Origin of the sequence: Acidobacterium capsulatum ATCC 51196 (assembly GCF_000022565.1) — a bacterium.
GTDB classification, from domain to species: domain Bacteria; phylum Acidobacteriota; class Terriglobia; order Terriglobales; family Acidobacteriaceae; genus Acidobacterium; species Acidobacterium capsulatum.
Map to the genome: position 1 here is coordinate 3,621,665 of NC_012483.1, position 19,190 is coordinate 3,640,854.

Genomic DNA, 19,190 nt, shown 5'->3' on the forward strand with positions numbered 1-19,190 from the left:
CTTTAGCGTAACCCGGGCGATGCGGTATTGGCACTGCCTTTGACGCCGCGATAGAGACCGGCGATGCCGAAGGTGTAGGGCGTCCAGGAGACCTGCGTGAAGCCGACGGCGCGCATGAGGTCGAGCATTTGCGGCGGGGGCGGGAACTTCTCGACGGAGGAGGGCAGATAGGCGTAGGCGCTGCCCATTCCGGAGAGGCGTCCGCCGATGGCAGGAAGCACGCGGCGGAAGTAGAAGGCGTAGAACTTGCCGATGAGCCCGGTGGGTTCGCTGAAGTCAAGAATGCCCAGCTCGCCGTTGGGGGCGAGCACGCGGTGGAACTCCTCCAGCGCGCCGCGATAGTTGGCGATGTTGCGGAAGCCGAATGCGCTGGTGATGAGGTCAAGCGAATTGCCGGGCAGGGGCAGATGCAGGGCATCGGCCTCAATGGGGATGGCATTGGCGTGGCGGGCGGTGAACTTTTCCGCGCCACGGCGGAGCATCTGGTGGGAGAAGTCGCCGGCGAGCACGGGCGCGGCGTTGGCCGGACGGCGGCGCAGCAGCGCCATGGTCATGTCGCCGGTGCCGCAGCAGATATCGAGCACGCGAGCCTGCGGGCGCGCGAGAATGTGGCGGAAGGTGCGCGCGGCGCGCCACCACCAGAAGCGGTCAATGTTGCAGGAGAGCACGTGGTTGAGCAGGTCATAGCGCGGGGCGATGCTGTCAAACATGCTGCGCACGGCGGCTGCGGAGGCCTGCTCGTCGAGCGTGCCCTCGGGGCGTGCGCCGGGAGTGATGGAACTGCTCATGCGCCTACCTCGCGAAGCTGGCCTGCTTCGCGGACCCTCTGCAGCAGCCATGCGATGACGGCGCGCAGCTCGGCCTCGGTGACGTCTTCGACGATGGTGGCGTGGCCGATTTTTTCGGCGAGGACGAAGCGGCGGGTTCCGGCGCGGTTCTTCTTGTCGCGCGCGGTGGCCTCGAGCAGCGCCTCTGCTTTTGCGCGGAAGCGCGGCAGCGGGCCGTAAGCGAGAATGACGCGCTGCATGCGCTCAGATTGCGCGGCGGTGAGCAGGCCGCGCATGCGCGAGAGCTCAGTGGCGGCGAGCATGCCCCAGCCCACGGCCTCGCCGTGCAGCAGGCCGCGATAATGTGTAACCGTTTCGATGGCGTGGCCGAGGGTGTGGCCGTAGTTGAGGATCATGCGCAGGCCGCCCTCGCGCTCATCCTGCTGGACCACGTCGGCTTTCATGCGGACGGCGGCGGCGATGACACGGGTGAGCGCGGCGTCGTCCGCGGCGAGGATGGTTTCGGCATTGCGCTCCATGTAGCTGAAGAGCGCGGCGTCGCGGATGATGCCGGCTTTGACGCACTCCTGCAGGCCGGCGCGAAGTTCGCGGGGCGGCAGGGTGTGCAGCACATCGACATCGGCAAAGACGGCGCGGGGATGGTGAAAGCTGCCGATGAGGTTTTTGCCGGTGCTGAGATTTGCGCCGGTCTTGCCGCCGACGGATGAGTCCACCTGGGCGAGGAGCGTGGTGGGAATCTGTACGTAATCGATGCCGCGCATGTAGATGGCGGCGAGGAATCCGGTGAGGTCGCCGAGGATGCCGCCGCCGAAGGCGATGAGCAGCGAGGAGCGGTCGGCGCCGGATTCAGAGAGCGCGGTGGCGAGCTTTTCGACGCTGGCCATGCGCTTGTGGGCTTCTCCGGCGGGGAGAAAGAGGACTTCCGGCGAGGATTTTCCAAAGCCGGAGAGCAGCTTTTTGCCCCAGAGCGCCCAGATCTCGGGTGAGGTGACAATGAAAATGCGGCTGTTCGGAGCGGTGAGCTTCCTGAGCCGCGAAGCGACTTGCGGGAGAAGTCCGCTGCCGAGGTAGACCGGATATTGGACGCCGGGAGTGGTGACCTGAATGGTGCGCACAGTACTTTCATCGTATCGCAGCAGGGCGGCCGGCTTTGCGGTGAATGGTACCCGGCAGGCGAGGGTTTTGCAGCGGCAGCAAGGCCGGAGCATCTGTTGTGATGGGAGAAGTGGTAGTTTCAAAATTTATGGCCGAAGCAGCAGAGTTTGACTTTGTAGTGGTGGGCGCGGGCATTGCGGGATTGCGCGCCGCGATTGAGCTGGCCGATGCGGGCCGCGTGCTGGTGCTGACCAAGGAAGCGCTGGGCGAGTCGAACACCTCGTATGCGCAGGGTGGCATTGCCGTGGCGATGAGCGGCGCCGAGGACGTGGCGCTGCATCTGGAAGACACGGTGGCGGCCGGCGACGGGCTGGTGGATCGCGAGGCGGCGCGGGTGCTGGTCGAGGAGGGTCCGCTGCGGGTGGAAGAGCTGCTGGCCTGGGACACGCGCTTTGACCGCGAAAACGGCGAGCTGCTGCGCACGCTGGAAGGCGCGCACAGCCGTCACCGCGTGTTGCACGCCAACGGCGACGCCACGGGCGCGGAGATTGGCCGCGCGCTGCTGGCCCACGCCGAGGCGCACGCGCGTGTGACGCTGCGCGAGTGGACGCTGACGACCGATCTGCTGATGGATGGGGATGAGGCGGTGGGCGTGGTGATGATGGATCGCGACGGCCGCCAGACGCAGGTGCGCGCGCGAGCGGTGCTGCTGGCGAGCGGCGGCGCGGGGCAGGTGTATAGCGACACGACGAATCCGGCCGTGGCCACGGGCGACGGCATTGCGATGGCGGCGCGCGCGGGCGCCAGGATTGCGGACATGGAGTTTTACCAGTTTCATCCCACGGCGCTCAGCCTGCCGGGGGTGGCGCGCTTTCTGCTGTCAGAGGCGCTGCGCGGCGAGGGCGCGGTGCTGCGCAATGCGGCGGGCGAGCAGTTTATGGAGCGCTACCACGCGCTGAAGGAACTGGCTCCGCGCGATGTGGTGGCGCGAGCCATCACACGCGAGGGGATGGGCGAGCGCGGTGAGGCGCGGCCGGTGTACCTGGACATGCGGCATGTGACGGGCGTGGATTTGGCGGCGCGGTTCCCGGGGATTTCAGCTTTTCTGACGCAGCATGGGCTGGCGCTGGGGCGGGATCTGATTCCGGTGCGGCCGGCGGCGCACTACCTGATGGGCGGCGTGCGCACCGATGTGGATGGGCGCACCTCGCTGCGGCGGCTGTATGCGGCGGGCGAGGTGGCCTGCACGGGCGTGCATGGGGCGAACCGGCTGGCGAGCAATTCGCTGCTGGAAGGGCTGGTGTTTGGCGCGCGCGCGGCGCGGGCGATGCGCGATGAGGCTGCGTTGCGGGCCGGGGAGGGCCGCGTGCCGCAGGGTGGCGTGATGCCGGGGATTTCGCGGGCGGATTTGCAACAGACAATGTGGCAAAAGGCCGGGCTGCTGCGCGATGCGGCCGGGCTGCGCGAGGCGCAGGCCCTGCTGGAGCAGGGAGGCGAGGCGCGCGCGGAGGCTTCGCGCGAGGCGCTGGAGTTGCGGAACCTGTGGGAGGTGGCGCGGCTGATTGTGGCTCCGGCGCTGGCGCGTGAGGAGAGCCGGGGCGCGCATTTCCGGAATGATTTTCCTGAGCGCAGGGATGCGGAGTTTCAGAAGCACTCGGATGTGGTGAACGGCGTGGTGCGGTTTGTTTGAGCCGGCGGGGGAGCGATGCAGATACGCGCGGACGATGTGCTGATTGTGGTGGATGTGCAGAACGACTTCTGCCCGGGCGGCGCGCTGGCCGTGCCGGAGGGCGACGCGGTGATTCCGGCGATTCTGGAGATTGCGCCCAAGTTTGAGCATGTGGTGCTGACGCAGGACTGGCATCCGGCGGGGCATGGGTCATTTGCGAGTAGCCATCAGGGACGGCATCCACTCGAAACGGTGACCATGGCTTATGGCGAGCAGACGCTGTGGCCCGACCATTGCGTGCAGGGCACGTGGGGTGCCGAGCTGCACGCGGAGCTGAAGCTGCCGCAGGCGGATCTGATTTTGCGCAAAGGGTTGCGGCGGGATGTGGATTCGTATTCGGCGTTTTTTGAGAATGACCGCGTGACGCCGACCGGCCTTGAAGAATACCTGCGGGAGCGCGGGCTGAGGCGTGCGTTTTTTGCGGGGCTGGCGTATGACTTTTGCGTGGGGTATTCCGCGCTGGATGCGCGGCGGCTGGGGCGCGAAGCGGTGGTGCTGCGCGAGGCCTGCCGCGCGATTGATGCACGAGGCTCGGCGGCGGCGATGGAGCGGCGGCTGCGCGAGGCCGGGGTGGTGGAGATGCCATCGGCCCTCTGAAGCGGATGGGCGGAAGGAATGACCGCAGTGTGTGGAACTGAAGGAGAGCAAAATGCCGGACTTGATGCCTGCTATTTTCTTTGGACATGGGAACCCGATGAATGCCCTGTCGCGCAACGGATACACCGAGGCGTGGCGCCGCATCGGGGCAGAGGTCCCGAAGCCCCGGGCGATTCTTGCGATCTCCGCGCACTGGTATGTGCCGGGAACCGGGGTCACCATCAGCACTTCGCCGAGAACCATCCACGATTTCGGAGGCTTTCCGCCGGAGCTGTTCCGCGTGCAGTACCCCGCGCCGGGCGACCCGCAACTGGCGCGGCGCGTGCAGCAATTGCTGGCCCCCATGCCGGTGGACCTCGACAACTCCTGGGGACTCGATCACGGAACATGGTCGGTGCTGGTGCATGCGTATCCGATGGCGGATGTGCCCGTGGTGCAGCTCAGCATCAACGAGTCGCAGACCGCGGCGTTTCATTTTGAGATCGGCAGAAGGCTTGCGCCGCTGCGCGAAGAGGGCGTGCTGATCCTCGGCAGCGGAAACCTCGTCCACAACCTGCATGCCTACGCATGGGGCCGGCACATGCCGGAGCCTTATGACTGGGCCATCCGGTTTGAACTCGACGCCCGGCAGCGGATGTTCACCGGAGATGTGGAAGCGCTGGTCGCCTACGAAAAGCTCGGCAAGGATGCGCTGCTTTCCATTCCGACGCCGGACCACTACCTGCCGCTGCTCTATGTGATGGCGACGCAGCAGCCGGGAGAGAAGATTGGCTTTCCGGTCGAGGGCGTGGATGGTGGGTCGATCTCGATGCTGTCGGTGTCGGTGGGGTAAGGGGATTGGCTTTATGGCTGTGGATGGTGAGTGAGTTGGAAATTGGGCGCTGATTAAGATCGGGAAAGGCAGTTGTCCGAGATGCCGACGATACGGCAGTGTGGATCGAGGGGGCCTGGCGCGTTTACCAACAGTAGTGCAGACCAGCGGAGCTAGTCCTTCTCGACCGTTTCTCGTCGTACCAAATCAGCCTGAGGTTGATGCCTGGGAACGCCTCGCGTATCGCTGGATGTGGAAACGGATCATCGAGGCAGATCACCCAGTTATCGATGCCAATGTTGAACCGGAATAGCGTGTACGTCTGTGCGACTTCGACCAAGCCATAGGAGTACAAATGAACCTCTTCAAGTTCCTGCCCGTCCCATGCGGCGGCAACGGCTTGTCTGAGGTCCCGAAGTCGCCCTTGGGTGTAGTAGAAGATAGGCCATAACCCATCGAAGTCTCCGTAACGAGCATAACGGCGGACCCCGTCGAATCGGCGATTCCGTGCTTGGACAGGATCGTCTATTCCGAGTATGCCGAGCCCCACCTTGCCGAGGAATCGACCGAGCATGTGAAGCTTCTTCGGAGTGAGTACCATCTTGAGGTCCGTTTTCCTTCCTTCTAAGATGGCGCGAACCATCTCGCTGTCGTCGATATCGACCGAGATGGATCCATCATCGTGCGCGGCAAATCCGATGTTGTCGTGGCGAGCATGACGATCCGGGATTGTACCCTTGTCTTGGCTCGGCTGCCCAACATCCACGGCCGGCAGCTTTCCCTTCTTCGTAGCGATCTGGAGGAATGTCCTCCAGAATGCTAGCGGGGTTTTATCAAGAACATACCGTTCAACCTCTTTCCCGAAATATCGCTGGCATGCGTCGCAGACTTCACCTGTCAGAATTAGGTCATCGTTCCCGAGAGACTCCGGTATTACATGCTCCTTCGTGGAGAATGGACCGTTCGAACCGCAGTAGAGGCAGGACGTCATAACTGGTGAATTCCTTCACATATTTTAGTGTGATCGTCCAAAGTGTTGAGAGAGGTCTGATCAGTAGCGAAAAGTCCGCGAGAAACCACAAATGCAGTCCATTTGACCGTAGAACGGGCTAGCCTGACATGTGCGCGCAGTCGTCTGTTGTCGCCAGCAGCCCGACGCACTTAGAGTCATTGACCACATCTGCGGAGATAGGCGAGCGCTCCTAGTCATTCAGGCCCTTGCCGGCGAGGATGCGGGGACGGAATTTCTCGACGCGGGCGGCGCGGGTGGCGGATTGTTTGGCGGCGGCGATCTGGTAGAGGTAGCCCTTCTGGCGGCCGGGGTGAGGGCGGCGAAGCCCTTCTGCAGCGCGGGGCCGGCGTCGAGGCGGGCCTGCAGCTCCTGCGGCACTGCGAGTGGCGCGGCCGGGCGGGGCTTGACCTTTGCTCCGGCCTTCTCAAGCTCGATGGCCTGCTCGATGAAAGCGCGGATGAGCGGGCGCTGGCGTGTGATCTCCGCCAGGGAGCGGAAGCGGAGCTGGCGCGGGCTGCAGCGGGCTTGTCCTCTCGACAAAACAAAATCGCACAGAAATAATGAATTGAGCCGTATGGCATCGTATGGATTGCCTGCGCCTGCCGGACTTGTCTGGAACCGGCGGGAACCATTCGCGAACCTGTCCTGAAGCTGCGTTGAAGACCTTTTGAGGAGCCCTCCCTTATGCCCGTGCCGCGCCGTTTTTGTCTCTTGTGTGTTCGTTTGCCTCTTGTGCTGACGCTGGCGGTGCTGCTGCTGGCGGGCTCCCAGCGTGCGTGGGCGCAGGCGGCGGCGAGCCTGCAGGGGGTGGTGACCGATGCCTCCGGCGCGGCGGTGGCCGGGGCGCGTGTCACGGTGGAGGAAGTGAATACGGGCGCGCGGCGCAGTGCGGTGACCGATGCGCGCGGCGAGTATGAGGTGCCGTCGCTGCCGGTGGGCGAGTATCGCGTGACGGCGGCGCGGGCCGGCTTTGCGCGCGAGGTGCGGACGGGCATTCATCTGGCGGTGGAGCAGGCGGCGACGGTGAATCTGCGCCTGCGGGTGGGCAGCGTGCGGCAGCAGGTGACGGTGCATGCGGACGCTTCGCCGCTGAGCCTGACGGCGGGCGATGTTTCGGGGCTGGTGCGCGGGCAGCAGGTGAAGCAGTTGCCGCTGAACGGACGCAGCTATGACGAGCTGATGACGCTTGATCCGGGCGTGGTGAACTACACAGCGGAGAAGACGGGCGGCATCGGGGTGTCGAACTCGACGGTGGGAAACAACTTTGCGGTGTCGGGCAACCGGCCGCAGCAGAACCTCTACCTTCTGAATGGCGTGGAGTTCACGGGCGCGGCCGAGGTGAACATGCAGCCGGGCGGCACGAGCCAGTTGCTGCTGGGCGTGGATGCGGTGCGCGAGTTCAACGTGCTGCGCGACTCCTATGGCGCGGAGTATGGCAAGCGGCCGGGCGCGCAGGTGCTCATTGTGACCGAGGGCGGCACCAACCAGTGGCATGGCGATGCGTATGAGTTTTTGCGCAACAGCGCCCTCGATGCGCCCAACTATTTTGACAAGAGCGGCACGCCTCCTTTTCAGCGCAACCAGTTTGGCGCGGCGCTGGGCGGGCCTTTAGAGCGGAACCGGGCGTTTGTGTTTGCGAACTACGAGGGCTTTCGGCAGCACCTGCACCAGACCGGCGTCGATCTCGTTCCGGACAACAACGCGCGCAACGGATATCTGCCGTGCAAGCTGGTGAGTCCGACGCCGAATCCCTGCCCGGCCTCGGGGCTGGTGGATGTGGGCGTGGCGGCGAGCGTGCAGCCGCTGCTGGCGCTGTGGCCCACGCCGAGCGCGGGTGCGGCAGACCTGGGCGGCATCTCAGAGGCGTACAACAGTCCACTGCAGACCATTGAGGATGACTTTGGCACGATGCGGCTGGACCGCGTGTTTTCAAAGCGCGATAGCTTCACGGGCGTGTACACGATTGACGCGAGCGACGATGTGACGCCGACGAGCACCAACCTCTATAGCACCGATCTGGAAGACCTGACCGAGCATGTGGCGAGCCTGGAAGAAACGCACGTGTTTGGCGAAGGGTGGGTGAATACGGCGCGGGTTGGATTTTCGCGGGCGGCGTATGACTTTACCGGCGAGCCGACGCCGGGGACTCCGGCGGCAGGCGTGCCGGGGTTTGTGGCGAGCCATCCGGTCGGCGCGGTGGTGGTGGGCGGCAGTGCGGCGGCGAATCCGGCGGCGCAGGTGGGGCTGGCCGGCAGCAACGTGGGCAGCAATCTGCATGTGCGGCGGAATCTCTACACCATCGAAGATCAGGCAACCCTGACGCGCGGACGGCAGACGCTGAGCCTGGGCGTGTGGCTCGAACCGCTGCAGTCCAATGAAGAACTGGCGCTGCTGCAGTATGGGCAGGCGACCTTCAGCGGGTTGCAGCAGTTTTTTGAGGGCACGGCGGGCAGCTTCTCGTATGATCCCGCGCCGACGGAGCTGAACTGGCGCTCGCTGCTGGGCGCGTATTACGTGCAGGATGTAGTGCGGTTGACGCCGCATCTGACGGCTTCAGTGGGTTTTCGCGAGGGCTTCACGACGGGCTGGAATGAGGCGCATGGGCGGGCGGCGACGTATGTGTTTCAGAATGGCGTAATTCAGACGGCTCCGCATGTGGGCGATCACACTTTCACGGTGAACCACGCAAAGTCGCTGCCGCAGCCGAGGGTGGGGCTCGCGTGGAACCCCGCAGGCGGGCGCACGGTGGTGCGCGCGGGCTTTGGCATTTACAACGACATGCAGGATGCGCTGGGCTATCGCATGGACCAGAATGCTCCGTTCAATCCCACGTATGCGCTCGACAATGTGCCGGTCGGGGAGTTTCCGCTGGGCGCGACGCCACCAGCGGGGGCCAAGGTGGCTCCGGCGGGCGTGCAGCCGGATATGAAGACGCCGACGCTGATCTCATGGTCGCTGCGCGTCGAGCGGGAGCTTTCGCCGAACACGACGCTGTCGCTCGGGTATGTGGGGTCGCATGGGTATCACGAGATCGTGAGCCTGGATGACAACGAGCCAACGCCGGCGCAGTGTCCAGGTGGGGGATGCCCGGCGGCGTATCCCGGAAGTTTTCCGGCGGCGCTGGCGGGGACGAAGGTTCCGGCGGGCGCGTACTATAACGCGCCGGGAACGCCCCGGGTGAATCCCAACCTGGGGGCGGCGTGGGCCTGGTTTTCGCGGGGTGACAGCGCTTATGACGCGCTCCAGGTGGACCTCGAGCATCGCATGAGCCACGGCCTGCTGGTGCGCGGCGTGTACACATGGGCCAAGGCGCTCGACGATGGCGATTCGCTGAATGCGACGGCTTCGGGCAATGCGCCGGGGCTGGTGTCGAATCCTTTTGACATGCGGGCAGACTGGGGGCCGGCGACCTATGATGTGCGCAACGCGGCGGTGGGCGATGTGCTCTACACGCTGCCCTTTGGACATGGACAGCGCTGGGGCGGCGGCCTGCCGGTGGTGGCCAATGACCTGCTGGGCGGGTGGACAGCGGCGTCGATTGTGACACTGCAGTCGGGCTTTCCGTTCACGCCGCAGTTGAGCTACAACCCTTCGAACAATGGGGACACGAAGAATCCGGTGCGGCCGTTTCTGAATCCGGATTTTCACGGCAAGGTGATTGTGGGCAAGGCTTCGGAGTGGTTTGATCCGAATGCGTTTGTGGCTCCGCCGCCGAACAGCGGCTTTTATGGCAACGTGGCGCGCGACAGCTACACGGGGCCCGGGCTGGCGGAGTGGGACTTCTCGATGCTCAAGGACACGACGCTGGGCGGGAAGGTGAAGCTGCAGTTTCGCGCGGAGATCTTCAACCTGCTGGACCGCGCGAACTTCAATACGCCGAACCTGGTGGTGTTTACTCCGTCAGGCGTGTCGCCGACGGCGGGCGTGATTACGAGCACGGCGACGACGGCGCGGCAGGTGCAGTTCGGGGCGAAGGTATTGTTTTAGGCTGCCCCACGGACGTGGACCTGCCGGTGGGGACCCCGGTGAGCTACCCCATCGGCGTGGACTTCTTGTGCGTGAACCTGATTCCCGGGTGGGGGAGTGCGTCCGGGGACGGATGCAGGCGCCGCACCTCGCGCAAAAAAAAACACACATTAACGTCCTGTATCTTATAGATACGGTTGGACTTGCGGGAGGTTAGGCTGGCAAGTCCTTTAGAATCAACGCGGACTAATGTGGGTTTGGACCCCTTGGAGCCGGGAAAAAGCCTGGATATGGATCGGGTCGGGTGAGGCTTTTCTGAGCTTCTATTTCCATGTTAGCGGAATGAGGGGGAATTCCCGGCAGGGTGAGGGGTTACTTTTGGGGGGGTGAGCGGGTTGCGGAATAAATCGCCAAAGGACGCAGCATTTACGCACAGGTTGTTGCCTATCCTTGTTCGTTTACCCGAGCCGAGTGTCCTAGAAGGGAGGTTCTTCATCGCTCCTCGTCAAATCGGCTAGGTAGATGATTTGTGAGGCCGAGATTCCGAGGATGTATTCGGAGAGCTCTGCCGTTGCTGCTCCACCTGACGCAGCTCCGTGAGCTACTCCTTCACCGCTATTCCGGAATCCATAGAGCCCGGTGAATGTGTTCCCGATTGTTTTCGGGAACAGGTTGCGATCACTGCTGGTCGCCCAGCCAACGAATTCTCCTAATGTCTTGACCTTTGCGTCTGGAAATAGCTCCTTCGCTGCCGCTTCCACTGCACAGACGGCCTCTTTGACAGTGTTCTCGTGGTCAATGTTCTTACGGTCAAGAAAATAGCGAAGCGCTTTCGAAAAGTGCCGTCGAGCTGCATCCAGTCTCTGGTCGGCTAAAGCTTTCTCGGCTTTGTTTATTTGGCTAATCGTGTGGCGTTTCCCCCGCCGCTGCACAACTCCGTCCTGGAAGTCGTAACCGAGACCTTCCTCATCAAAAAGACGCTGCAATTCCTCAGCGATATATGACTGTGCTTGCGCTTTTGTGAAGGTGACCTCATCGTGGTCATACCAGCGCGAAATGTCTTGCGCGAGATGGCCATAAAGGCGTTCGCAAAAATCGTATACCCGATCCCACTCGAGCTGGTCCAGATACTTTTCCGTGTCCAGCTTAGCTTGCTTTTCGCCTTGGGTAGTTGTGTTGTTATAGTCCACTGGTGTGGCTCTGGCAATCCTCCTGAGTTCCTTGGCGACGACAATCCAGTCCCGGAGGAAGTACTTCTCAATCGCACCACTCAAGACATGGAGCAGTCCGTTGCGCGCGGTAACGGGAAAGTCTCCATCGATCCACTTCCTTTCACGGTGATGCCGAGCGGAGAAGGGTTGAAATGTTGGCGTTGTCATTTGGATGAGATTCTAACCGGCTTATTTCACTGGGAAAAGCGCAGATCGGAATAGGGAACGGCATTTCTAGCATCTGGACTCTCCCGGCTCTCTCAGCTTGACGTAGGATTTTGAACAGTCAGCGATGCTTAATTTCAATCCACAATGGCGGCTAGAAGCACCGCCTAACGATGACCTACACCACGGATCAATCCCTAACGAAGCGGTGGACGAATTCGTTCAACTGATCCGCGCAATTGCCATTGGGCCTTCGGCAAAAAGGGTTTGGGAACACCTCAAGAGAAAATTCAGCGGACCCGCGAGGAGACAATTTTGGTTGAGCACCAACGCCTCGTTTGCAGAGCAAGACGGTCGCGAATATTTAGTGGATGCGGCGAGAAATTCTCCGCTATTCATCGAGGCGTTCTATGACAGCTGGACGGACTTAATGAGCGAAAACCCAGCCCATATTCCACAAATCGTACCGACCTTAAATCGGATTCTAAGTGCTCATGGGATTGGTTTTAGATTGAATCCTCCAAATTTGGAGACGCTTGGTGAACCGGCGCCCCTTGTTGAAGTGGTGATTCCTGCGGCTACCTTAGAGGGTCGTGCCAGTGAGGTGATTCGCACTTCTCTTGACAGGGCTGCCGAATATCTCGAGCGGGGTGATGATCGCGCCGCTGTAATGGAATCGCTATGGTTACTGGATAGTGTTACCACCATTTTCAGCGGACTAGCTTTACCAGCGGGGGATGTGAACGGAGTCTATTTCAAAACCATCGTGGGAGATCTACGCCGTCTCCAGTCGGGCCGGACCCTTTCGTATGCAGCACGGTGGATGGAGACGTTGTATGGATATCTGTCCGCGCCAGGCGGAGGACAGATACGCCATGGGATGAATCTGAGCAATGAGATTCAACTGAATCGAAATGATGCTCGCCTTTATTGCAACCTAATCAGGAGTTACATCGAATATTTGCTGGGTGAACACGAGCGCCTCACGCGTTGAGAGTGCTTGGGGGAAATAATTAGATCAATCCGTTTCCAACGATTCAGCCATCGACCGGTTCATTCGGCCCAATGCACTCCTCCAAAACAATTCGCGTGTTGTAGAACGCCGAGTCCGTTCTTTTGAGGACAGGAACGACAACCCCACTCAAGCCAACTTCGGGCTTCAATGGGGCACCCGTCTGTGGATGGGGCTTCGATATGGGGGCGCGCGGAGAGTGGTTGCGCGTTTGCGCAGGGGCTGAAGCCCGGGGTTTATTTGTTCGGGGATGGCATGGCTGAAGCCATGCCCTGATACGGTGTCTTTGCTGGATCGGGATTGATTCGTCTCGTCTCTTTGCGATGTGGAGGGCCTGGTGTTGAGGGTTGGGGAATGCGGGTCCCTCCGCTCACTTTGCTTGGTCGGGATGACAGAGGGGGGATGGTGGGGGAAACTCCGGGCGGTGTTTGGCGATGGAGAGATCGCCGGGATTCTTCGGCCAAAAGCGGGCCTCAGAATGACGCATCGCGGGCGGTGGGTGGTGTTTAGGGTTGGAGAATGCGGGTCCCTCCGCTCACTTTGCTTGGCCGGGATGACAAAGGGTGGGATGGTGGGAGGAACTCCGGGCGGTCTTTGGTGTGGAGAGATCGCCGGGATTCTTCGCTTCGCTCAGAATGACGCATCGTTTGCTCAGAGGTTTTCTCGCAGGGGCTGAAGCCCCTCTTTTTTGTAGCCGGTCTGCGGCACGGCTAAAGCCGTGCCCTGATACAAGAGATGCTCTTTCAGGGCGAAGGACTGCAGGCTCCTCCGCTTGCTGCACTTTGGTCGGGATGACAAAGGGCGGGATGGTGGGAGGAACTCCGGGCGGTGTTTGGCGTGGAGAGATCGCCGGGATTCTTCGGCCCAAAAGCGGGCCTCAGAATGACGCATCGCGGGTGGTGGGTGGTGGAGACGCAGGGGAATGCGGGTCCGTCCGCTCGCTTTGCCTGGTTGGGATGACAGGGTGGGTGAGGGGGGAAGACGACCCCACTCAAACCAACCCCGGGCTTGAATGGGGCACCCGAATCCTGCCCTCGTTTTGCAAGAGTGGGCACCCGGTGCGGGAGGTTTCCGCAGGGGCTGAAGCCATGCCCTGATACGGGGAGGCCTCGGATGACTAGATTGCTTACCCACATCTCTTTGAGATGTGGGGCACCCGCATTTGTGCCCTGATTATGGAGATGGTCTTTCCCGGGTCCGAACGGACGGACCCGGGGCACCCTGAGAGAGTGTGATGGGGCGTTCTCCCGTGGATGGACACGGGGTGGCCCGAGGGGGAGCGTGATCGCGCGCTGTCCCGTGGCGGGGGCTATTTGGCGTTGCGCTTTTCGGCGCGGGCCTTGCGGCGGGTTGGGTGGACCATGAACGAGACGCCGATGCTGATGAGGTAGAGGGTCAGCATGGGGGTGGCGAAGACGCACATGGTGAGCACGTCGGGCGTGGGCGTGATGATGGCCGCGATGATGAAGATGATGAGGATGGCGTAGCGGATGTTCTTCCAGAGGAAGCGCGGGCTCACGATGCCGAAGAGCGAGAGGAAGAGCACGACGATGGGCAGCTCAAAGGTGACGCCGAGGCCCAGGATGACGGTGAGAAAGAGGCTGGTGTACTCGTTGATCTCGATGAGGGGCTTGAACTCTTTGCTGTAGCCGAGCAGAAAGTCGAGCGAGCCGGGATAGACCCAGCGGTAGCCGAAGTAGGCTCCGGCAAGGAAGAGGCCGACGGTGGCCACCATGAAGGGGACGACGTACTTTTTCTCGTTGGCGTAGAGGCCCGGAGAGATGAACATCCAGAGCTGGAAGAGCACGAAGGGCGAGGCGAAGATGCAGCCGACCATGAGGCTGATCTTGAGGTACATGTTAAAGGGGTCAATCGGGTTGTGATAGACCAGTTGGGTCGGCATGTGATGCGCAGCCAGGGCGGTGGTGATGGGCTGCTGCATGAAGTTGTAGATCTGGGCGTGGAAGCCGTAGGCGACGAAGAAGCCGATAATGATGGCCAGTCCGGCGCGGATGATGCGGCGGCGGAGCTCTTCGAGGTGCTCCATGAGGCTCATGCCGGGCAGCTCGGCGCGTTCAGAGACGGCGGCGCGGGCGCGATCGACGATATCAGACATGACGGACGGCCTCGCCGCTTTCTGGCTGTGACGGAGGGTGCTGGGCTTTGGCTTCGGGGGCTTCAGTGGTGGCGGCTTCGGTGTGGCTTACGCCTTGCCCGGTGGCCGGGTGGTGGATGACTTCGTGGATGGAGTGGGTTTCGAGCGGTTCGGCTTCGGCGGCGGCCAGGGTGCCATCCTCAGAGGGCGGCAGCGCGGCGACGTAGGGCTCGCCGGGGAATTCGGGGTCTTCCTGCATGGCGACGTGCTGGAGGGGCTGGACGATCTCTGACGGGTCAGCGGGCAGCGGCTCGGTCTGGGGATGGACGGCGAGGACGCGCTCGGTCTGCTCCTTGAGCGAGGCTTCGAGGCGCTTTTTGCGGTCTTCCTCGTCCATGTTGCGCAGCTCTTCATCCATCTGCATCTTGAATTCATTGCTGGCGCGGCGGAATTCCATCATGAGACGGCCGATCTGGCGGCCGATTTCGGGCAGCTTCTTGGGGCCGAAGAGGACAAGCGCCAGCAGAAAGATGAAGGTGTAGTCGCCGAAGTGCATGAATTCTTATGATACCCGCCGGGGTGCTGAGCCGGAATGGGAACCGGCCGCAATGTGAGTACGCCTGAAAGGGCGATTCAGGATGACTGCTGTATTAAACTAACAGCAAATATTGGATTTGCGGGCGCGCAGAATTTGCGACATGCAAGAGGGCGTTCCCATCCAATATTGCAAAAGGCGGCAACATCCCCGCCGGTTGGGCGCGCGAGCGCAGTGAACCGGCTGCAGCCTGCGATTTGCTTTCAACATCCCCGTCCCGGGCGGCCTTGACCGCAGTGGACTGAAGGCGGCTGAACCTTGAATAGTGTTGTCGATATGGAAGTGGCTTCCGCAGTGGCGGAGCCGGATGCGTGCTCGCTCGATCATTACCTGTCGCTGCCCGATCACAGCATGGATGAACGGATTGCCGCGGCGCGGGCGCGCCTGGGCGCAAGCACGGTGTTGCTGGGGCACCACTACCAGCGCGATGAAGTGGTGCGCTTTGCCGATTTCACGGGCGACAGCTACAAGCTGTCAAAGATTGCGGCTGAGACCGAGGCGAAGTATGTGGTGTTCTGCGGCGTGCACTTTATGGCCGAGAGCGCCGATGTGCTGGGGCGCAGCGAGCAGCACGTGATATTGCCGGACCTGAATGCCGGCTGTTCGATGGCCGATATGGCGGAGATCAGCCAGGTGGAAGCCTGCTGGGAGACGCTGCTGGGGGCCGGGCTCGGTGCGGAGCAGGTGATGCCGCTGACGTATATGAATTCGACGGCGGCGATCAAGGCGTTTTGCGGCGAGCGGGGCGGGCTGGTGTGTACGTCGTCGAATGCGCGCAAGGCCTTTGAGTGGGCGTTTGCGCGGGCGGAGAAGATTTTGTTTTTGCCGGACCAGCACCTGGGGCGGAACACGGCCTTTGCGATGGGCATCGGCCTCGATGAGATGGTGGTGTTTGATCCGTGGCAGATTGGCGGCGGAGTGCCGGCTGAAAAGCTGCGCGCGGCGAAGGTGATTCTGTGGAAGGGGCACTGCTCCGTGCATCAGCGCTTTTTGCCGGAGCATGTGGACCGGGTGCGGGCGAAGTACGAGGGGATTCGCGTGGTGGTGCATCCGGAGTGCCGGTGGGAGGTGTGCCAGAAGGCCGATGCGCTGGGCTCGACGGAACGGATTATTGCTGAGGTGGAAGAGGCCCCCGAGGGCACGATGTTTGCCATCGGAACGGAGATTCACCTGGTGAACCGGCTGGCGAAGCGGTTTGCGCCGCTGGGCAAGAAGATCATCACGCTCGACGATACGGGCTGCCTGTGCACGACGATGTACCGGATCAGTCCGCAGCATCTGGCGTGGGCGCTCGAGAACCTGCTGGAAGGGCGCGTGGTGAACCAGATCAAGGTGACGGACGAGGTGAAGCACTGGGCGCGTGTGGCGCTGGACCGGATGCTGGAGATTCGCGGCTGATGAAGACTTTTACGCTTGCCGAGGCCGAAGCCCTGCTGCCCACCATTGAATCGCTGCTGAAGCGCGCGATGGAGGCCAAGCAGGCGGCGGAGTCACTGGAAGAGGAGTTGCAGGATCTGGCGCAGCGCATTTTTGTGAGCGGCGGCATGATGGTGGACGTGGCCGAGGTGACCCGCAAACGCGCGGCGCTGGCCGGACTGGTGCAGCGCGCCAAGGACGCCGTGGAAGAGATGGACGCGATCGGCGTGCAGGTGAAGGACCTGAGTATCGGGCTGCTGGATTTTCCGGCGTATCTGGATGGCGAGATTGTGCTGCTGTGCTGGCGGCTGGGCGAGGAGCGCATCGGCTTCTGGCATTCGCTGGAGTCGGGATATCGCGGGCGGCAGCCGGTGGAGGGCCGCTTTGGAAGCCACGGCCCTGACAAACTGAACTGAGAATCAGGGCAGACACGCTGAACTGAGTTGGGTGGCTGCCGCGCGAATGGAAGCGGTCAGGCTGCGACTTGACGGCGGGAGAAAAGAAGCCCGATGGATGGGCGGATGACGAGGCCCAGAAGGTCAATGAAGGCGTGGAGCGCGATGGCGTTCCAGATGCTGCCGCTGAGCAGGTAGACGATGGTGAGGGCGAGGCCAATGATGGTGGTGGCGAGGATGCCGGCGATGCCCTGGTAGAAGTGGGCGAGTCCGAAGAAGAGCGCGGCGATGAGAAATGCCGGAACGGCGTGGCCGATGAGGATGGTGAGCAGGAGGGGCAGCAGGAGGCGGAAGTAGACCTCCTCACTGAAGCCGGCATTGAGAGACAGAAGGGCTGCATGGGCGACTTCGCCCCAGTTGCGCGGGAGGAGCGGGGTGATATTGCCCACGGTGACAGGCTTGACGGCCTGTTTTTTGTTTTTGCGGCGCGCCATGAAGCTGGTGAGGATAAGGCCGCCCACGACGGCGCAAGCCAGTCCGGCAAAGAAGCCGGCAAGGCCGGAAGCGCTGGGGCCGCGGCTGACGAAGAAATGGGAGAGGCGCTGGAATTCGGCAGGCAGAGCCACCAATGCGGAGAGACGCCGGAGAATGGCGAGAGCGGCGAGCGAGCTGGCCCCGTAGAGCAGGAAGCTCTTGAGGGTCCAGATGCGGAAGCGGCGCTGGCGGTCCTGGGTGCGGGTGAGGGCCTGGAAGGCGCGGTATTCCGCAGGGTCTTTGCGAAGCACATAGAGCGTGGGCAGCAGGCAGAGAAGGAGCAGAACCGCGGCGATCAGCATGGGAGGGAGTCTCCGGCAGCAGAGAGTGAAGAGGATTTGCCTGAGAGTTTACATGGAAAGATGAGCGGCGCAAGAGCCGGGTGCGTCCACTTATGCAACAGGATGCGTTGCCACCGGGCGCGGCTGCGATGGGATGATAAGAGGACGATGAGAGACGTGAAGGGTTCTGCTGGGCGGAAAAAGAGGATCGCAGAGTGGAGTTTGCTGGCGGGGCTGCTGCTGGTTCTGGGTGGATGCGGGCAGTTTTTTCCGCCATTGACGAATAACAGCAGCTCGGGCGGTGGTAGTTCTACGGTGGGCAATTACTTGTATGTCGCCAATTCGGGCTCCGGGCTGGACAGCATTGCAGGGTTTTCACTGGCGAGCGGCAAGCTCTCGACGACTTCAGGGGTGACCTATACCGTTCCTTCGGCTCCATCCTGCGTGGCGGTGACGCCGAGTGACAGCTTTTTGTATGCGGGCTCTCCGGCGGGGGCGATCTATGTGTACACGATCAACAGCGATGGCTCGCTGACGATTGGCAATAGCGGTTCACCTGTGGCGACTGGCGTATTGCCGGGCTGGCTGCGCGTGGATACGACAGGGAACTGGCTGATTGGGCTGGACTCGCTGACGGGCGAGGCGTATGTCTTCAGCATCAATACCTCGACGGGAGCGTTGACGGCGGTATCCGGCTCGACGGTTGTGCTGCAGAGCACGGCAACCCACGGCATGGCGCTGACGCCGAATGACGGCTACGTGTATGTGGCGCTGGGGACAGGCGGCGTGGAGACGCTGAGCTTCAACTCGTCAACGGGTGCGCTGGCGCAGGTGAATGGGCTGGTTTCGCCCAAGCAGAATCTGGATGGCGACAATGCGGTGGCGGTTTCGCCGAATGGAAGCTATCTGTTTGTGGGCGAGACGGGCATCAACGCGGTGCGGGTGTATTCGATTGGGACGGGCGGAGTGATCAATGAGATCTCCGGCTCGCCGTACAGCACGGGGCTGGGGCCGGATGCGATTCTGGTGGATGCGACGGGCTCGTATGTGTACGTGGCCAATGGCACGGACAACACGATCAGCGCGTTTTCGCTGGGGACGACGGGCGCGCTGACGCAAATCTCCGGCTCGCCGTTTGCGGCGGGCACGACTCCGTGGGCGATGGCGGAGGACAAGAGCGGAACTTATCTGGCGGTAGTGGATAAGGGCGGCAGTCCTGACTTGAAGGTGTACAGCTTCAGCACAACGACGCCTGGAGCGCTGGCGGCCTTTGCGACTTCGGCGACCGGGACTGATCCAACGACGGCGATTTCGATTGCGGCGACCGAGTGAGGGTTGATCCCACATCTCTGCGAGATGTGGGGGCTGTGATGGAGCTTCTCACAGGGGCTGAAGCCACTTTCTATTTGGGCTGGGATGGCACGGCTGAAGCCATGCCCTGATACAAGAGGCTTCGATTGATTGGGCTTTTCACCCACATCTCTTTGA

General features: G+C 62.2%; 16 protein-coding genes. 8 read left to right on the forward strand and 8 right to left on the reverse strand.

What is annotated here, in order from left to right:
• Nucleotides 1–2: 2 nt before the first annotated feature.
• Both ACP_RS14880 and aroB read right to left on the reverse strand, forming a co-directional pair.
• Complete coding sequence (locus tag ACP_RS14880; protein ID WP_015898180.1) at nucleotides 3–788, reverse strand: ubiquinone/menaquinone biosynthesis methyltransferase; 786 nt, start codon at nucleotides 786–788, stop codon at nucleotides 3–5.
• Complete coding sequence (aroB, locus tag ACP_RS14885) at nucleotides 785–1,903, reverse strand: 3-dehydroquinate synthase (RefSeq protein ID WP_015898181.1); 1,119 nt, start codon at nucleotides 1,901–1,903, stop codon at nucleotides 785–787. The genes ACP_RS14880 and aroB overlap by 4 nt, the downstream gene beginning before the upstream one ends.
• A 128-nt stretch (nucleotides 1,904–2,031) precedes the next feature.
• Between aroB and nadB the strand changes: the two genes are divergently transcribed.
• From nadB to ygiD, 3 genes are read left to right on the forward strand one after another with little or no spacing between them, the layout of a single operon-like run.
• Nucleotides 2,032–3,573, forward strand: a complete 1,542-nt coding sequence (nadB, locus tag ACP_RS14890; RefSeq protein ID WP_015898182.1) for an L-aspartate oxidase — start codon at nucleotides 2,032–2,034, stop codon at nucleotides 3,571–3,573.
• A 15-nt stretch (nucleotides 3,574–3,588) separates the two neighbouring features.
• Entirely contained in the window at nucleotides 3,589–4,209 is a 621-nt protein-coding gene (pncA, locus tag ACP_RS14895) for a bifunctional nicotinamidase/pyrazinamidase (RefSeq protein ID WP_015898183.1), read from the forward strand.
• A gap of 52 nt (nucleotides 4,210–4,261) precedes the next feature.
• On the forward strand, nucleotides 4,262–5,041 hold the full coding sequence (gene ygiD / locus ACP_RS14900) for a 4,5-DOPA-extradiol-dioxygenase (protein ID WP_015898184.1): 780 nt from the start codon (nucleotides 4,262–4,264) through the stop codon (nucleotides 5,039–5,041).
• 124 nt (nucleotides 5,042–5,165) lie between these two features.
• On the opposite strand, the gene ACP_RS14905 is transcribed toward ygiD, so the two are convergent.
• On the reverse strand, nucleotides 5,166–6,011 hold the full coding sequence (locus ACP_RS14905; RefSeq protein ID WP_015898185.1) for an HNH endonuclease: 846 nt from the start codon (nucleotides 6,009–6,011) through the stop codon (nucleotides 5,166–5,168).
• A 211-nt stretch (nucleotides 6,012–6,222) separates the two neighbouring features.
• Entirely contained in the window at nucleotides 6,223–6,312 is a 90-nt protein-coding gene (locus tag ACP_RS18850) for a hypothetical protein (RefSeq protein WP_083770687.1), read from the reverse strand.
• A gap of 452 nt (nucleotides 6,313–6,764) precedes the next feature.
• On the opposite strand from ACP_RS18850, the gene ACP_RS14915 reads away from it, so the two are divergent.
• On the forward strand, nucleotides 6,765–10,019 hold the full coding sequence (locus ACP_RS14915; protein WP_238525708.1) for a TonB-dependent receptor: 3,255 nt from the start codon (nucleotides 6,765–6,767) through the stop codon (nucleotides 10,017–10,019).
• Between the two features lie 455 nt (nucleotides 10,020–10,474).
• Here ACP_RS14915 and ACP_RS14920 read toward each other — a convergent pair whose 3' ends face one another.
• A complete protein-coding gene (locus tag ACP_RS14920; RefSeq protein ID WP_041839630.1) occupies nucleotides 10,475–11,377 on the reverse strand; it encodes an AbiJ-NTD4 domain-containing protein in 903 nt (300 codons plus the stop codon).
• A gap of 316 nt (nucleotides 11,378–11,693) precedes the next feature.
• Between ACP_RS14920 and ACP_RS14925 the strand changes: the two genes are divergently transcribed.
• Nucleotides 11,694–12,368, forward strand: coding sequence for a hypothetical protein (locus ACP_RS14925; protein WP_148215178.1), 675 nt, complete (start codon nucleotides 11,694–11,696; stop codon nucleotides 12,366–12,368).
• 1,327 nt (nucleotides 12,369–13,695) lie between these two features.
• Here ACP_RS14925 and tatC read toward each other — a convergent pair.
• Entirely contained in the window at nucleotides 13,696–14,502 is an 807-nt protein-coding gene (tatC, locus tag ACP_RS14930; protein ID WP_015898188.1) for a twin-arginine translocase subunit TatC, read from the reverse strand.
• Entirely contained in the window at nucleotides 14,495–15,037 is a 543-nt protein-coding gene (locus ACP_RS17480) for a Sec-independent protein translocase subunit TatA/TatB (RefSeq protein ID WP_015898189.1), read from the reverse strand. Before ACP_RS17480 ends, tatC begins: the two co-directional genes overlap by 8 nt.
• A gap of 297 nt (nucleotides 15,038–15,334) precedes the next feature.
• Between ACP_RS17480 and nadA the strand changes: the two genes are divergently transcribed.
• Both nadA and ACP_RS14945 read left to right on the forward strand, forming a co-directional pair.
• Entirely contained in the window at nucleotides 15,335–16,474 is a 1,140-nt protein-coding gene (gene nadA / locus ACP_RS14940) for a quinolinate synthase NadA (protein ID WP_238525583.1), read from the forward strand.
• The gene (locus tag ACP_RS14945; RefSeq protein WP_015898191.1) at nucleotides 16,474–16,908 is read left to right on the forward strand and encodes a DUF2203 domain-containing protein; all 435 of its coding nucleotides are present in this window, start codon (nucleotides 16,474–16,476) and stop codon (nucleotides 16,906–16,908) included. Before nadA ends, ACP_RS14945 begins: the two co-directional genes overlap by 1 nt.
• Before the next feature lie 56 nt (nucleotides 16,909–16,964).
• On the opposite strand, the gene ACP_RS18390 is transcribed toward ACP_RS14945, so the two are convergent.
• Nucleotides 16,965–17,723 (reverse strand): CPBP family intramembrane glutamic endopeptidase, encoded by a 759-nt coding sequence (locus ACP_RS18390; RefSeq protein ID WP_015898192.1) that lies wholly within the window; start codon nucleotides 17,721–17,723, stop codon nucleotides 16,965–16,967.
• Between the two features lie 201 nt (nucleotides 17,724–17,924).
• On the opposite strand from ACP_RS18390, the gene ACP_RS18395 reads away from it, so the two are divergent.
• Nucleotides 17,925–19,034, forward strand: coding sequence for a lactonase family protein (locus tag ACP_RS18395; protein ID WP_041839631.1), 1,110 nt, complete (start codon nucleotides 17,925–17,927; stop codon nucleotides 19,032–19,034).
• The last annotated feature ends 156 nt before the right edge of the window (nucleotides 19,035–19,190 follow it).

What these genes read in the sequence shown, in the direction of transcription:
- ACP_RS14880 (WP_015898180.1), bottom strand. Translation starts at nt 788, where the DNA reads ATGAGCAGTTCCATCACTCCCGGCGCACGCCCCGAGGGCACGCTCGAC.
- nadB (WP_015898182.1), top strand. Translation starts at nt 2,032, where the DNA reads ATGGCCGAAGCAGCAGAGTTTGACTTTGTAGTGGTGGGCGCGGGCATT.
- pncA (WP_015898183.1), top strand. Translation starts at nt 3,589, where the DNA reads ATGCAGATACGCGCGGACGATGTGCTGATTGTGGTGGATGTGCAGAAC.
- ygiD (WP_015898184.1), top strand. Translation starts at nt 4,262, where the DNA reads ATGCCGGACTTGATGCCTGCTATTTTCTTTGGACATGGGAACCCGATG.
- ACP_RS14905 (WP_015898185.1), bottom strand. Translation starts at nt 6,011, where the DNA reads ATGACGTCCTGCCTCTACTGCGGTTCGAACGGTCCATTCTCCACGAAG.
- ACP_RS14920 (WP_041839630.1), bottom strand. Translation starts at nt 11,377, where the DNA reads ATGACAACGCCAACATTTCAACCCTTCTCCGCTCGGCATCACCGTGAA.
- tatC (WP_015898188.1), bottom strand. Translation starts at nt 14,502, where the DNA reads ATGTCTGATATCGTCGATCGCGCCCGCGCCGCCGTCTCTGAACGCGCC.
- ACP_RS17480 (WP_015898189.1), bottom strand. Translation starts at nt 15,037, where the DNA reads ATGCACTTCGGCGACTACACCTTCATCTTTCTGCTGGCGCTTGTCCTC.
- ACP_RS14945 (WP_015898191.1), top strand. Translation starts at nt 16,474, where the DNA reads ATGAAGACTTTTACGCTTGCCGAGGCCGAAGCCCTGCTGCCCACCATT.
- ACP_RS18390 (WP_015898192.1), bottom strand. Translation starts at nt 17,723, where the DNA reads ATGCTGATCGCCGCGGTTCTGCTCCTTCTCTGCCTGCTGCCCACGCTC.